The 14,850-nt window shown below is 61.4% G+C and carries 9 protein-coding genes; 2 read left to right on the top strand and 7 right to left on the bottom strand.

What is annotated here, in order from left to right; genetic code table 11:
- Positions 1-4 precede the first annotated feature (4 nt).
- From NGM28_RS25205 to phhA, 6 genes are all read right to left on the bottom strand, one after another.
- Entirely contained in the window at positions 5-1,195 is a 1,191-nt protein-coding gene (locus NGM28_RS25205) for an MFS transporter (RefSeq protein WP_252092016.1), read from the bottom strand.
- A 122-nt stretch (positions 1,196-1,317) separates the two neighbouring features.
- On the bottom strand, positions 1,318-6,738 hold the full coding sequence (locus tag NGM28_RS25200; RefSeq protein WP_252092014.1) for a deaminase domain-containing protein: 5,421 nt from the start codon (positions 6,736-6,738) through the stop codon (positions 1,318-1,320).
- Between the two features lie 156 nt (positions 6,739-6,894).
- Positions 6,895-7,023, bottom strand: a complete 129-nt coding sequence (locus NGM28_RS28745; protein ID WP_256582346.1) for a hypothetical protein — start codon at positions 7,021-7,023, stop codon at positions 6,895-6,897.
- Between the two features lie 258 nt (positions 7,024-7,281).
- Positions 7,282-8,478, bottom strand: coding sequence for an amino acid aminotransferase (locus NGM28_RS25195; protein WP_252092012.1), 1,197 nt, complete (start codon positions 8,476-8,478; stop codon positions 7,282-7,284).
- On the bottom strand, positions 8,475-8,831 hold the full coding sequence (locus tag NGM28_RS25190; protein WP_240064341.1) for a 4a-hydroxytetrahydrobiopterin dehydratase: 357 nt from the start codon (positions 8,829-8,831) through the stop codon (positions 8,475-8,477). The genes NGM28_RS25195 and NGM28_RS25190 overlap by 4 nt, the downstream gene beginning before the upstream one ends.
- Before the next feature lie 38 nt (positions 8,832-8,869).
- Positions 8,870-9,658 carry a phenylalanine 4-monooxygenase gene (phhA, locus tag NGM28_RS25185; protein WP_011534974.1) on the bottom strand — a complete coding sequence of 263 codons (789 nt, stop codon included), beginning with the start codon at positions 9,656-9,658 and terminating at the stop codon, positions 8,870-8,872.
- A gap of 256 nt (positions 9,659-9,914) precedes the next feature.
- On the opposite strand from phhA, the gene NGM28_RS25180 reads away from it, so the two are divergent.
- Complete coding sequence (locus NGM28_RS25180) at positions 9,915-11,474, top strand: sigma-54-dependent transcriptional regulator (protein WP_240064340.1); 1,560 nt, start codon at positions 9,915-9,917, stop codon at positions 11,472-11,474.
- 207 nt (positions 11,475-11,681) lie between these two features.
- On the opposite strand, the gene NGM28_RS25175 is transcribed toward NGM28_RS25180, so the two are convergent.
- Positions 11,682-11,936 carry a DUF2790 domain-containing protein gene (locus NGM28_RS25175; RefSeq protein ID WP_011534972.1) on the bottom strand — a complete coding sequence of 85 codons (255 nt, stop codon included), beginning with the start codon at positions 11,934-11,936 and terminating at the stop codon, positions 11,682-11,684.
- Positions 11,937-12,342: 406 nt separating this feature from the next.
- Here NGM28_RS25175 and acs point away from each other — a divergent pair, with 406 nt between their 5' ends.
- Complete coding sequence (acs, locus tag NGM28_RS25170; RefSeq protein ID WP_213657781.1) at positions 12,343-14,304, top strand: acetate--CoA ligase; 1,962 nt, start codon at positions 12,343-12,345, stop codon at positions 14,302-14,304.
- Positions 14,305-14,850 lie beyond the last annotated feature (546 nt).

The following is a 14,850-nucleotide window of genomic DNA, read 5'->3' as shown; positions in this document are numbered from 1 at the left end:
GCTGTTAGCGTTCCCGTTGCAGTCGAGCTTGTCGGTACAGATAACAGCTCAGCATCAACCCGCATCCCGCTGCCGCCGCTGCGAACAGAAACATCGAGGCGAATCCGAACCCTGCCGCCACCGCGCCCACCACCGGCCCGGTGATTCCCAGCGACAGGTCGATGAACAGCGAATAGGCGCCCACCGCCGCGCCGCGGTTGGCCGCTGATACCTGGTTAACGGCCTCCACGCCCAGTGCCGGGAACACCAGCGAGAAACCGAACCCGCTCAACGCCGCGCCGGCCAGGGCCATTTCGGCGCTAGGCGCGAGCCACAGCATCAGCAACCCCAGTGTCTCGACGGACAGGCAGGCAATCGCCACGCGAAAACCGCCGATGCGATTGATCAGGTTGCCGAACAGCAAGCGAGCACAGATGAAACTGGCACCGAACAGGCTCAGGGTCAGCGCGGCGTTGGGCCAGTCACGGCTGGCGTAGTACAGCGTGATGAAGGTGGCGATGGTGCCGAAGCCGATCGAGCCCAGGGCCAGCCCCGAACCATGGGGGAACACCTTGCCCAGCACCCGCAGGAATGGCAGGCGCACGCCGGCAACCACCGGTGCGGCACGCTTGGGCCAGGCCAGCAGCAAGCCGCCCACGCCCAGCAGGATGATGCTCGCGCCCATGCTCCACAGCCCAAGGTGCTTGACCATCAGCACCCCCAGAGGTGCGCCGAAGGCCAATGCGCCATAACTGGCGATACCGTTCCAGGAAATCACCTTGGCGGTGTGCTCCGAGCCGACCCGGCCAATGCCCCAGTTGATGGAGCCCGAACCCACCAGGCTTTCGGCGCTGCCCAGCACCAGGCGGCCGATGAGCAGGCAGGTCAGGCTCAGCCAGGGCAGGTGGGTCAGGAAGCTGCAGGCCAGCATGAAAACACCGCTCAGGCCGCAGCCAAACAAGCCGTACATGACCGCCTTCTTGCTGCCGAGGTTGTCGATGATGCGGCTGGCGGTGGGGCGGCTGAGCAGAGTGGCCAGGTACTGCACGCTGATCACCAACCCTGCGATCACGGCACTGAAGCCCAAGTCGTTGTGCACATAGCCGGGCAGCACCGCGAGCGGAATGCCGATGTTCAAGTAGCCGATGAAGGTAAATAGGACGATCGAGACCACCTGAAGGGTGATCTCGCGTGACGATTGTGTGTATTTGGGCATGCGGGGGCCGGTCTGGGTAAAGCGAGCGTTGCGCCATCATAACCATCTCGATCCAGGCTGTGGGTGAAGCGTGAACCGAGATGGCGCGTTGGGCAGATGTCTTCACCTGGCCGGCAGGGGGGTCAGTGGCGGTATTCCTCCAGGTAGGTGACCCAGAAGTCGGCATCGGTGTAGTTGAGGGTCAGTTGAGGCAGCACCACGCCCCCGCAGGATCGGCAGGTGTCCATCCGGGTAAACAGGTGAATGGAATAAATGCTGTTGCTCGGGTGCTGTTCCTTGAGAATGGTCGCGATCAGCCGTTCGGAGTCCAGATAGCGATGGAATGGCCGGATCGACACCCGGCCGGAGTGCCTGATGACCGGCAGGCTGGTGATGCCTGGGTCGGGGTCCCGGCCACTCATCAAGGCCCTGGCATCGACATAGGTGGTGTCGCCAATCTGCTGGGTGGGCTGTCCCGGTCGATAGGGTTTGAGGTGCAGGTTCTTTGCCCGCTCTCCACCTGCCAATGCGTAGTAGACGAATTTTCTTCCGTCCTTGGTGAGCACCGAGGCGAACGCCAGGTTGCTGTTGTTCATCTGCACCGAGATCATCCTGGCAACATCCTGCTGGTCGATGTTGACGGTGGTCAGCGGCACCCAGCTGGCTTCCTTGCCTTGGATCGGGAGCAGTTCGGTCAGGACCTCGACGGTGGAGCGCTTGTCGGCGAGGTTGCGCTGGCCAATGAGCTTCCAGTCGGCGATCAGGCCTCTGGTTTCCTTCACCAGGCTGGTCTGCGGATGCTCCCCCGAGAGGATGTTCTCGGCATAATGCAGCATTTCATTGCGTTCATTATTGTCGACACACCATCGTGCATAGGTCGCGTAGTCCTTGTTGGCGGGGGCGCTCGCAAGCCAGGCCTGCAGCCCTGGCTCGCGCTTTTCCACCAGCGTGGCATAGAGCAACTTGGCGATATTGTCTCGGTCGATGGCGGCATAGGGCCGTTCGGCCACAAAGCGGTATTGATTGGAAAGGCGCAGGTACTCGTCGATCTCGGCGGCATCGGTTACCGGGGTAAAGGTCAGCTCGTCCGGGCCTTGTCGGGTCTTGTAGAACCTCCCATTGTCTACCTCTACATAGATCTGCCGTTCCGCGTTCCATTCCATCTTGATCCCGCGCAGCATGCGCTTGTCCTTTACCTCCTTGCAGACCTGCTCCAGTTCTACCACCGGTACCTCAGGGTTGATGATCTTGGCTTGTGTGGCGCTGGTGCCAGGTAGCAAGCCGAAGTGCCGCTTACTGGACATGCGCCCGGTGATTTGTGATTGGTAGGCGGGTTTCTCGGGCAGCCCTAGCTGGGTGCGCTCATCCTCGCTCAGTGCCAGTAGTTGCTTGTCCTGGGTGAGCTTGACGGGGCGTGTCCCTTTAATCGGGGCGTGGTCCCATTTGCAGAATTTACCTTCGTGCACCAGCAGGTCGAACGACCGGACGGGAACTTGCTCGCTGGCGACAGTGCTGCGCCGCTCCAGGTGGTACTCCCTGGCTTCGAACGCCTGGCTGATTTCCTGGCCGCGAGTGAGTGGGTTGGGCTGGCTGGCGCGAAGGCGTTCGGCCGGCAGGCTGACCAGCTTGGTGAAGGGCGTGCAGCTGGATTCCTCCAGGTCACGCATCAGACGGCAGAGCACCTCCTCGGGGGTGATCTCGTCCAGCATGCTGACAGGGGGGGTTGACAGCTCGGTCAGGGAGGGGGCGTGAGCGCCGGCGTCGAGATGATAGTGGTGATCATCGATGTGGATGTCGTAGTGCCCGTCACCCTTGGCGCGAACCCGCAAACGACAGGCGTCGTCGATGGCCAGGCCGAGCGTCTCGTCCTCGCCCACGATGCCGGCGACTCGGGAAGGGAAGTGGCCAGGGCTGATTGAGCCCAGGCTTTTCAGGGGCGTGAACTTGGGCTCCTGCGCTGTTCCTTCGGTGATGAGTCGCGGCCCATAGGGCAAGTTGTCGTGCGGGTCGAGCAGTTTGAAGCTGGATTCATCGGCGGTGCCCAGGTTGAGCACCAGTGTGTTTTCGCTATTGCCGACCTGTGCCAGCTCGCCCCGCTCGAAAGCATGCCCCGACTCGCTCAACGCTTCCCGGGTAATGGCGTAGGTGCCTTCTTCGGTCATGTGCAGCAGTTGCGGGGCGCCGCGCAGGTCATGCAGCCAGCGCAACGCAGGTTGTGCCAGTTTTTCCCAGGATTTGACGGAGAGCCAGCGGATGCCGCGGCCAATGTCGCGGTAGATGAGTACCGGACTTTGTTGTGCCAAGTGGCTGAGCAAGTCGCTGACGGCGCTGCTCATGACTTCGCAAGCCGCACGCAGTGTAAGGTTGGCGGCATCGCGAATCAGCGTCAGGCTTGACGCCATGAACTTGCCTGCCGGTATCAGGACGCCGACGGCATCCATCACGCAGCCAATGATCACGCCGGTGGAGTGATCGCCCTTGACCAGGTCGGCAATGCAGCCATAGAACGGCAGGAGCGTACGGGCAAGGAAATCCTCAATTTGTTTTTCCAGGTTGACCAGTTCTTCCCAGGGAGTGGTGTGTGTGTGGTCGGCCTTGAATTTCGCAAGGGTGGTCGCGTACAGGTGGGTGGTTGCCGTGCTGGCCAGGCTCTGGAAGAAGTCATCTTCGCTCGCCTGGTTGGCGTACACCCAGTGCGAGGCTGGAATCAGCGTGCCATTGCGTGGCGTTTGCAACTGATTGCCCGAGCGTGATGGGGTGCCATTGAGATAGGCGTCACTGTCCATGCGGGTCTGCGGGATCAAACGGTTCTTGCGCTTGAAGTCTCTGTTCGCAGCTTTGAGCATTGCCTGGGCTATCGGGTTGCGGGGGATGACGTTCGGTGGGATGTCGTACTCGAAGTGCTGGTTGCAGGGACGTAGTACGCCTGCGCCAGGGCAGAGCTCGAAATAGTGCTCCCAGCTGACTACATGGCTATCGAAGTCGTTACGGTGGTCGCCGGATTGGCAGCGAATGAACAGGCCTTGGGTACCGATGTCACCGTTAAAGGACACCAGGCTCACTTCGCATGTGGATGTATGGAGTTGAGTGCGCAAGGCTTGCGGCAACTCCGTGAACAGCCGCTTGATAAACCGTGCGTGGGCGGCCTCCCAGTCGATCTTGAAGGCTTCGAAGGCCTCGTCATACAGCTGCGGCACTGTGGGCTTCCCATCGCGATAGATGTCCCCCGTCATGAGCAGTTGTGTGAGATTTTCGATGATCGGTTTTTGGCTTGGCGCGCCAACGTCTCCTGAGAACCCCGGCGTGGCTATGGTGTGATGCCAGTTGTAGCTGCTCGATTTGGCCAGTCCCAGGCTGCTCAGGTGGTTCCAGGTCTCTGGGTCGGCAATGGACTTATCCCAGTATTGCGTGCCGACACCCGCTGCAGCCAATTGCTGTTCTGCCAAGGTCTTTCGGTCCGGAGGCGTCTTGGCGATTTCCCGTGCATCTCGTGCAAACGCCTGCTGCTCGGTCGTGACGAACTGTACTGCGAGTTCGATCTGTTGCAGGGTGGCCTGTCTGATGTCGTTGCCCGTGAAACCTGGCAGGGCGCCGTGGGCCTTGGCGTAGCGTAACGCTGGCAAGATCAGGGTGTCGCTCCAGAGGCGCTGTGCATGTTCCTCTTTGAGGCTGCTCAGGTCGCTCGCCAGGGTGACGACTTTATCGTAGACCGCCCTGCAGCTGGCTCCTGGCAGCATGGCTTCAAGCAATCTGGCGCCGTGCATCAGGGCGAGGCTTTGCAGGGAGCGGCCATAATAGAGCCAGTCGGGTGTATCGCTGATCAGCAGCTCAGGTGCCATCTCCCTGAGTAGCAGGTATTCAAGCAGGCTCAATGCCGCGGGGGAAATGTCGGGATTGCGAGCGCGAATGATGTCACTTACTTTCGCACGCAGTTCCAGATGGCTGTGCTCGGTCACCCAGTGATCGTGGAATTCCTCGGCCACCGATTGATCTGTCGGTGTACGAGGCCCCAGGAAGTGATCAACGATTGCCCTGCCCGCCAGCGCCTGTGCCGCGCGCGGTGATGAGGACTCTCCAGAAGTGGCGCCATACCAGCCTGCCTGGGCGAGCAGAGGCCGGAAAACGTCTGCAAACTGTGATGATCGCATCATCATTTGCCAGGTTTGCGAGGCTGGCATCAACAAGTGGCGTTCGCTCTGTTTGCCCTCGCAGAGCAGTTCGCAGCCCGCGTTCGTGAACACGTCATCAATGAGGGTGTGTGTGCACCAGTCGCTGAAGGCAGGGAGCGTTTCAATCAGGGCTCGGCTGTCGGGCAAGGGGTCAAGCGGGGAAGGGGCTACCTCTGCTGGCGTTGGTGGCAATAGCAACGAGGCTAGGCGCAGGCAATCTGTCGCACTTAATGCCGGGTGCATCTGCTTCAGTTTGTTCGCAAAGGAAAAGGCCTGCATGCCCTGGGCGCGTTGGGCAATGTCGAGGGTCAGCGGCACCCAGGCTTGCGTACTTGCGTCCAGTGCATGCAGTACCACTTTGCGGAGCAGGCGGGCCCCCAGGTCCTGGGTCTGGGCCTGGCTCCATTCAACAGGTGGGTTGTCATCGCGAGAACGATCTTCATCCGCCCAGGCCGGAACCTGCGACGCAGCAGGTAGCACCCTGACACGAAGGTTCATCATCGGCTGGGTCAGCTGCAGGTTTCGCGTAAGTATCAGTGCGTGGTCTTCATACTCGGTTTTGGTGGGCAGCACTTCCTTGAGTGTCATGGTCAAGGCCGTCAAGGCCGTTTGGGCTGGATTCAATTCATATGCTGTCAGGCCTTTCAGCAGGTTTTCAGCCGGGCAATGCGCGAGCCAATCGCTGGCAGTGTCTCGGCGTTCGCCGCGTTTGAACTGCAACATCCATATCTGCAAGGCGTCGGGCACCCCGGTCAGCAGCTCGCCCAGTTCGGAAAACTCATCCTTGCCAAGTCGAGCGGCTTCGGCACTCAAGGGCTTTTCGCCAAACAGCAAGGCATCGAGTTGCTTTCTTGCGGCCGGCGTTTTGATCGAGGCTTCATTGACCCAGGCGATACGAGCAAAAAAATCGTGGATCTGGCGGGGTGTCAGGGTGTCCGGCTCGACGTCCAGGACTGCGGCAACCAATGCGTAGGTCTTCGTGTCGCCGTAAAGGTCCATCAGGTTCACAAAGGTTGAGCGTGGGTCTTCGGGAAATCGCGTGTTGCCGTCCAGCAGGTAGTTGAGGGTGAGGTGAACGGCCCTGATAGGGTCGTACGCGTCGAGTGGGGCGCTCAGCGGAATGTCCAGATCGTCGGCGACAAGCGCGGGGGCCGGTGACAGGATGCTGTTGTCCAGGTCTTCATCCGTCGAGGGCCTGGTCGTCACATGTGCTTGGATCTTTTCCAGCAGTTGTGTTGGGGTGAACGGCGCACTGATGGCGTTGTGGCCAGGTGCTGGCGCGCTGCCGGTGGGCGGTATCTGGTTTTGGGATAGTGTGGCGCTGGCAAGGCGCTGATCGGCGGAGTGCCCGTTGTGTAGGGTGGTAGCGCGAGAGAGAGGGGAATCAAACGACATGTGGCCTCCTATATGGGAGGTATCAGTCTGCTGATTCAAATTGGGGCAGGGCGGTATGGGGTTATTGCACCCTGAGGGCTCTTGACGGTGTGAAAACGCGATGACGGGGTGATCCCGCAGGTCAGCCGTTTTCACACAGTCGGGTGGGGTGCGCGATTATTCCTGGTCGGCGCTGGATTGATCGTCACCGTCCTGGTCGACGGCGGGCGTCGGTTCGGCGTGGGCGGCAACGGATTGCTCTTCGGGGTTCAGGCTTGGGAAGGGAAGATTCGGGATCTCATGCATCTCGTCGTTCCTCGCAAGTGTGAGTGAAAAGGCGGCGCGTTGGTGCGCGTGTGGCTTCGAAAAGCGGGGGCAGGATACCGCAGTCTGGATGACAGTTTGGGATTTTTGCCGGGCGTTGGTCGGTTTTTGTGGGCGATCAGCGCACCGTCAGCGTTGATGTGGCCAGCGCAAACCCCTGTAGGAGCGGCTTTAGCCGCGAACCCCGGCAACGCCGGGGCTGGCTCCGCGGCTGAAGCCGCTCTTACAGGTGCCGCGATATCAGCGGCAGACGTCGGCGATGGCTGCTGCCAACTGCTCCAGGCGCTGCGCATCCGCCCCGGCAATGTTTGCCCGGCCGGTGCCGACCATGTACACGCTGTGTTTCTCGCGCAACACGCGCACTTGCTCGGGGTTGAGCCCGGTGTAGGAGAACATCCCGCGTTGCGCGGCGATGTGCGCGAAGCGCTCGGCCAGGCCATGGGGGGCCAGCGCCTGCACCAGGCCTTGGCGAAGCTCGGCGATGCGCTGGCGCATGGCATTCACTTCCTCGACCCATAGCGCTTTGAGCGCTGGATCGCCGAGAATCTCGGCTACCACCGCCGCGCCATGATCCGGCGGCGTCGACCACAGGTTGCGCGCAAGGAACGCCAGCTGGCTGCGCACATCCAGCAGTTTTTCCGCGTCGTGGCTGCACACCAGCAGGGCGCCGGTGCGGTCGCGGTACAGGCCGAAGTTCTTCGAGCACGAGCTGGTGATCAACAGCTCCGGCAGTTCGGCTGCAAACAGGCGCACTGCCCAGGCGTCTTCTTCCAGGCCGTCACCGAAGCCCTGGTAGGCGAAATCGATCAATGGCAGCAGGTTGCGCCGCTTGACGATGTCCAGCACCGCGCGCCAGTCGTCCTGGCCCAGGTCGAAACCGGTCGGGTTGTGGCAGCAGGCGTGCAGCAGCACCACGTCGCCTTCCGGTGCTTGCTCCAGTGCGGCGAGCATGCCGCCGACGTTCAGGCGGTTGTCCTTGCCCACATAGGGGTAGTGGGACACCTTGAGCCCGGCACCGGCGAAGATTGTCTCGTGGATCGGCCAGGTCGGGTCGCTCAGCCAGACCCCGCGGCCGGGCAGGCAGTGGGCGATGAGCTCCGCCGCCAGGCGCAGCGCGCCAGTACCGCCAGGGGTCTGGGTGGCACCGGCGCGCTGGCTGGCCAGCAGCGGCGAAGCGCTGCCCAGCACCAGCTCGCTGATCAGGCGCCCGAACGCCGCGTCACCATGGCCACCGACGTAGCTCTTGGTGGCCTGTCGCTCGACCAGACGCTGCTCGGCCTGCTTGACCGCAGCAGGGATCGGCGTCAGGCCCTGGGCATCCTTGAACACGCCGACACCCAAATCGAACTTCGCTGGGTTGGCGTCACGGGCATAGGCTTCCATCAGCCCCAGGATCGGGTCGCCGGGGACCCGACCGATGGCCGCGAAGTGCATCACTTGCGCCCTTCAGCAGTTTTGGCGACCTCGTCGGTGCGGGCGCACATGATGAAGTCGTTGCGGTGCAGGCCCTTGATCGAGTGGCTCCACCAGGTCACGGTGACTTTGCCCCACTCGGTCAGCAGGCCTGGGTGGTGGCCTTCGGCTTCGGCGATTTCGCCGATGGCGTTGGTGAAGGCCAGGGCGTGCTTGAAGTTCTTGAACAGGAATACGCGCTCGAGCTCCATGTGGCCGTCGCGGACTTCGATGTTCCAGTCCGGGATCTCGCGGATCAGTTCCGCCAGTTCGTCGTCAGAGACTTTCGGAGCATCGGCGCGGCAGGCTTCGCAGTGGGCTTGGTTCAAGGCATTCATGGGTGTTTTCCGATTTGAGTTGTTATCGACAGGGGCGCTCAGGCGGCGACCTTGGGTGGAAACTTCGGTGCGTGCAGGCCCAGCTGCATGGCCTGGTGGACCATGGCCATGATGTCTTCGTGGGCCAGGTCGAACAGGCGCTTCATGTTCGGCAGGACGAAGTACAGGGGCTGCAGGATATCGATGCGGTACGGCGTGCGCATGGCTTCGATCGGGTCGAAGGCCTGGTGCTCAGGCTCGTTGGATAGGCTGTAGACGGTCTCTTTCGGCGAGGAGAGGATGCCGCCGCCGTAGATCTTGCGACCTTGCGCGGTTTCCATCAGGCCGAACTCGATGGTCATCCAGTACAGGCGTGCGAGATAGACGCGTTGTTCCTTGGTCGCCGCCAGGCCCAGCTTGCCGTAGGTGTGGGTGAACTCGGCGAAGAAGGGGTTGGTCAGCAGCGGGCAGTGGCCGAAGATCTCGTGGAAGATGTCAGGCTCCTGCAGGTAGTCCAGCTCTTCCGGGGTGCGGATGAAGGTGGCGACCGGGAAGCGCTTGCTGGCCAGCAGTTCGAAGAAGGTCTGGAAGGGGATCAGCGCCGGTACACGGGCGACCTGCCAACCGGTGGTGGCGCCGAGCACCTTGTTGACTTCGCCGAGCTGGGGGATGCGGTCATGGGGCAGCTTGAGCTGCTCGATGCCGTCCAGGTACTCCTGGCACGCCCGGCCTTCGATCACTTTCAGCTGGCGGGTGATCAGGGTATTCCACACCGCATGCTCTTGCTGCGGGTAGTCGATAAAACCGTGCGCATCGGGCTCGCGTGCCACGTATTGCGTCTGTTTCATGTGGCTCTCCTGGTGAGGGCTTTCTTGTTATGTGCAGGACATACCCTTAGAGATATCCCTACATTCGCCGCTTTGCACGGGGTGGCAAGGTGGTTTTCGCCCGCCGCTCATCCTGGTTTTGTAACGATAATTTTACAAAATGACCGTGGTGCCGGAAAATCACGGGCATCGAGCTGGCCTTGTTGCTGTTTTTGTCAGCTTATCTTTACGACTTTTCTGCGCGCCAAGGAAAAACCTGGCCGCTTCGAGAGCATTCATGCGTATCAAAGTGCATTGCCAGAACCGCATCGGCATCCTGCGGGACATCCTCAACCTGCTGGTGGAGTACGGCATAAACGTGTTGCGCGGCGAGGTGGGGGGCGATCATGGCAACGCCATCTACCTGCATTGCCCGAACCTGATCAACCTGCAGTTCCAGGCGTTGCGGCCGAAGTTCGAGTCGATCGCCGGGGTGTTCGGGGTCAAGCGCGTGGGGTTGATGCCCAGCGAGCGGCGCCACATGGAGCTCAATGCGTTACTGGGGGCGTTGGACTTCCCGGTGCTGTCGATCGACATGGGCGGCAGCATCGTCGCCGCCAACCGTGGCGCGGCGCAGTTGCTCGGGGTGCGGGTGGATGAGGTGCCGGGTATTCCGCTGTCGCGCTACGTCGAGGATTTCGACTTGCCGGAGCTGGTGCGGGCCAACAAGTCGCGAATCAACGGCTTGCGCATCAAGGTCAAGGGCGATGTGTTCCTGGCCGATATCGCGCCGCTGCAGTCCGAGCATGACGAAAGCGAGGCCCTGGCTGGCGCGGTGCTGACCTTGCATCGCGCCGACCGTATCGGTGAGCGCATCTACAACGTACGCAAGCAGGAGCTGCGCGGGTTCGACAGCATCTTCCAGAGTTCGCGGGTGATGGCGGCGGTGGTGCGCGAGGCGCGGCGCATGGCGCCGCTGGATGCGCCGTTGCTGATCGAAGGGGAGACGGGTACCGGCAAGGAGCTGCTGGCGCGTGCCTGCCATCTGGCCAGCCCTCGTGGTCAGGCGCCGTTGATGGCGCTCAACTGTGCCGGCCTGCCGGAGTCGATGGCCGAGACCGAGCTGTTCGGCTATGGGCCGGGGGCATTCGAAGGGGCGCGGGCGGAGGGCAAGCTTGGGCTGCTGGAGCTGACGGCGGGCGGCACGCTGTTCCTCGATGGGGTGGGGGAGATGAGCCCGCGGTTGCAGGTCAAGTTGCTGCGCTTCCTGCAGGATGGTTGTTTCCGAAGGGTCGGCAGCGACGAGGAGGTGTACCTGGATGTGCGGGTGATCTGCGCGACCCAGGTCGACCTGTCCGAGCTGTGCGCCCGTGGCGAGTTTCGCCAGGACCTCTACCATCGCCTCAACGTGCTGTCGCTGCACATCCCACCGCTGCGCGAATGCATGGATGGCCTGGAAGGGCTGGTGCAGCATTTCCTCGACCAGGCCAGCCGGCAGATCGGCTGCCCGATGCCGCACTTGGCGTCGTCGGCGATGGATAAACTCAGCCAGTACCACTGGCCGGGTAATGTGCGTCAGCTGGAGAACGTGTTGTTCCAGGCGGTTTCATTGTGCGAAGGCGGTGTGGTGAAGAGCGAACATATCCGTTTGCCGGACTATGGCGCACGCCAGCCGTTGGGGGAGTTCTCTCTGGATGGCGATCTTTCGCAGATTGTCGGGCGATTTGAAAAGGCGGTATTGGAAAGTTTGATGAGTGAGTTTCCAAGTAGCCGGGCGCTGGGGAAAAGATTGGGCGTTTCACACACGACGATTGCCAACAAGTTGCGGGATTATGCGCTGGGCAAGTCAGTGGAGTGAGCGTGTGAAGTTCGTGGAGTTCGCGCGGCTAATTACCTTGAAAGTTACGCCTGCCCCTGTAGGAGCGGCCTTGCGCCGCGAAAGGGCCGCAAGGCGGCCCCGGCGATCTTTGTTCATTACTGAAATCTGGGGCCGCTACGCAGCCCTTTCGCGGCACAAGGCCGCTCCTACAGGGATCGCGCGAGGCTTGGAGCTTGCGCGATCGTCTCAGCCGTTGGAGCAGCCGTTCCCCATCACGCGGTATTCGAGAATGTGCTTCTGGCCCTTGGAATCTTCGTAGGTCATGCGGGCGGGCACCACTTCGCAGACATTGGGGACTTCGCTCATGGAAAGAACACGGGCGATGTCCAGGTGCTGCGAGTAACTGTACTGTTCAACCGGAATCTGCTCGACATCTTTTGCTTCGCCGGCCAACGCCGCGCCGCAAAAACCGCCAAGTGCCAATACCAGTAAAGCTTTCATTTTCTATTTACCTGTCTAAGGTCGTGAGGGGGCACGCGGCGCTGATGGCGCCGCGAGTACAACAAGTTTCAACTATCAGGATGAGGTGCGGATTAACGTTGCCTTCGTGGGGGCTGTTACCAAGTTAATCGCTTTGCCGTTGCTGGCGAGGTGAATTCTAGGAGCGTGCCCACGGCTGAAACAGAGGGGGTTTTGATAAAGTCTTTTGACAGAATCTGTAACAATCCCATGCAAAACTGCCTGGTGCCATTGCCTGGCTGGCGCAGTGCCACGGGTTAGAGCGGTCGCGCTAGAAAGGTGGGTTTTCCTTTCGTCACGTTACTACCAACGTCGAATGGTCTTTGCCGCTCTGGTACAGTTACAAACGGTTCCATACAAAAACAACTATTACACCGAGGTAACACAGATGAGTGCGGCTCCACTGTATCCCGTTCGTCCCGAGGTTGCGGCCAGTACCCTGACCGACGAGGCCACCTACAAGGCCATGTACCAGCAATCGGTGATCAACCCGGACGGCTTCTGGCGCGAGCAGGCCCAGCGTCTGGACTGGATCAAGCCCTTCACCAAGGTCAAGCAGACCTCGTTCGACGACCACCACGTCGATATCAAGTGGTTCGCCGACGGCACTCTGAACGTTTCCTACAACTGCCTGGACCGCCACCTCGCCGAGCGCGGTGACCAGGTCGCCATCATCTGGGAAGGTGACGACCCTTCCGAACACCGCAATATCACCTATCGCGAACTCCACGAGCAGGTCTGCAAGTTCGCCAACGCCCTGCGTGGCCAGGACGTGCACCGTGGCGACGTGGTGACTATCTATATGCCGATGATTCCCGAGGCGGTGGTCGCCATGCTGGCCTGTGCTCGCATCGGCGCGATCCACTCGGTGGTGTTCGGTGGCTTCTCGCCCGAAGCACTGGCCGGGCGCATCATCGATTGCAAGTCGAAAGTGGTGATCACTGCTGACGAAGGTGTGCGTGGCGGTCGTCGCACCCCGCTCAAGGCCAACGTCGACCTGGCTCTGACCAACCCTGAAACCAGCAGCGTGCAGAAGATCATCGTGTGCAAGCGCACCGGTGGCGACATCGCCTGGCACCAGCACCGCGACATCTGGTACGAAGACCTGATGAAGGTTGCTTCCAGCCACTGCGCGCCGAAAGAGATGGGTGCCGAGGAAGCGCTGTTCATCCTTTATACTTCCGGCTCGACCGGTAAGCCGAAGGGTGTGCTGCATACCACCGGCGGCTACCTGGTCTATGCCGCGCTGACCCATGAGCGGGTGTTCGACTACCGCCCGGGCGAGGTCTACTGGTGCACCGCCGACGTGGGCTGGGTCACCGGGCACAGCTATATCGTCTACGGTCCGCTGGCCAATGGCGCCACCACGCTGCTGTTCGAAGGTGTGCCGAACTACCCGGACATCACCCGTGTGTCGAAGATCGTCGACAAGCACAAGGTCAATATCCTCTACACCGCACCGACTGCCATCCGCGCCATGATGGCTGAAGGCGAGGCGGCGGTGGCGGGTGCCGATGGTTCCAGCCTGCGCCTGCTGGGTTCGGTGGGCGAGCCGATCAACCCCGAGGCCTGGAACTGGTACTACAAGACCGTCGGCAAGGAGCGCTGCCCGATCGTCGATACCTGGTGGCAGACCGAGACCGGTGGCGTGCTGATCAGCCCGCTGCCGGGCGCCACCGCGCTGAAGCCGGGCTCGGCGACCCGTCCGTTCTTCGGTGTGGTGCCGGCGCTGGTGGACAACCTGGGCAACCTGATCGAAGGTGCCGCCGAGGGCAACCTGGTGATCCTCGACTCCTGGCCGGGTCAGTCGCGTTCGCTGTACGGCGACCATGACCGTTTCGTCGACACCTACTTCAAGACCTTCCGTGGCATGTACTTCACCGGTGACGGTGCCCGTCGCGACGAAGACGGCTACTACTGGATCACCGGCCGCGTGGACGACGTGCTCAACGTGTCCGGGCACCGCATGGGGACCGCCGAGATCGAAAGCGCCATGGTGGCGCACGCGAAAGTCGCCGAGGCGGCGGTGGTGGGCGTGCCGCACGACATCAAGGGGCAGGGTATCTATGTGTACGTCACCCTCAATGCCGGTGAGGAGCCGAGCGAGCAACTGCGTCTGGAACTGAAGAACTGGGTGCGCAAGGAGATCGGCCCGATCGCCTCGCCGGACGTGATCCAGTGGGCGCCCGGCTTGCCGAAGACCCGCTCGGGCAAGATCATGCGCCGCATCCTGCGCAAGATCGCCACGGCCGAGTACGACGCGCTGGGTGATATCTCCACGCTGGCCGACCCGGGTGTGGTGCAGCACCTGATCGACACCCACAAGGCGATGAACCTGGCATCGGCCTGATACCAGGCGCAATCCAGCGCGGGGCAAGCCCGCTCCCACACGCTTTTGTGCGTCTTCGTGGGGGCGGGCTTGCCCCGCGATTCGTTGATCAGAAAACCCCGCGGGGCAACCGGCGGGGTTTTTGCTTTAATGAACAGACTGTTACTCCGACATTCATCGGTAACCGTGGCTGTCACCGCGTGTGCGCGAAAGCGGGGCTTGCGGAAACATTCATGTGCGATTGTGGGGCGTTTCTGCGAGCATTTCGTGCATCGCGGCATGCTGCGCTTGCCGAGATACAAGGGTTTGCCAATAATGGGCCCGCTTATTGCTTGGGGTATAGGTTATTTTTCTTTTTGCTCTTGCATAATCCGCAGGAGCTGTCAATATCGCCCGCCGCGGTTCCTGGCGCTTCTGTAACTAGTTGTCGCTTTGAAGAAATATCGACTACCGGGCTGTCGCTAAAATGCCATTCACTCGCTCGTGGTCTGCGACCTTGGTCGAACCCTGCGCGGCTCGCGTTGTACCCATTCGCATATCGGGCAGCCGTTACAACTGCCTTGTATT

The organism is Pseudomonas sp. MWU13-3659 (assembly GCF_023757525.1).
Classification (GTDB): domain Bacteria; phylum Pseudomonadota; class Gammaproteobacteria; order Pseudomonadales; family Pseudomonadaceae; genus Aquipseudomonas; species Aquipseudomonas entomophila_E.
Note: the sequence above shows the minus strand (reverse complement) of the source record. Positions and strands in the feature narration are given on the sequence as shown.

What these genes read in the sequence shown, in the direction of transcription:
- NGM28_RS25200 (WP_252092014.1), bottom strand. Translation starts at nt 6,738, where the DNA reads ATGTCGTTTGATTCCCCTCTCTCTCGCGCTACCACCCTACACAACGGG.
- NGM28_RS25190 (WP_240064341.1), bottom strand. Translation starts at nt 8,831, where the DNA reads ATGAATGCCTTGAACCAAGCCCACTGCGAAGCCTGCCGCGCCGATGCT.
- acs (WP_213657781.1), top strand. Translation starts at nt 12,343, where the DNA reads ATGAGTGCGGCTCCACTGTATCCCGTTCGTCCCGAGGTTGCGGCCAGT.
- phhA (WP_011534974.1), bottom strand. Translation starts at nt 9,658, where the DNA reads ATGAAACAGACGCAATACGTGGCACGCGAGCCCGATGCGCACGGTTTT.
- NGM28_RS25180 (WP_240064340.1), top strand. Translation starts at nt 9,915, where the DNA reads ATGCGTATCAAAGTGCATTGCCAGAACCGCATCGGCATCCTGCGGGAC.
- NGM28_RS25205 (WP_252092016.1), bottom strand. Translation starts at nt 1,195, where the DNA reads ATGCCCAAATACACACAATCGTCACGCGAGATCACCCTTCAGGTGGTC.
- NGM28_RS25175 (WP_011534972.1), bottom strand. Translation starts at nt 11,936, where the DNA reads ATGAAAGCTTTACTGGTATTGGCACTTGGCGGTTTTTGCGGCGCGGCG.
- NGM28_RS28745 (WP_256582346.1), bottom strand. Translation starts at nt 7,023, where the DNA reads ATGCATGAGATCCCGAATCTTCCCTTCCCAAGCCTGAACCCCGAAGAG.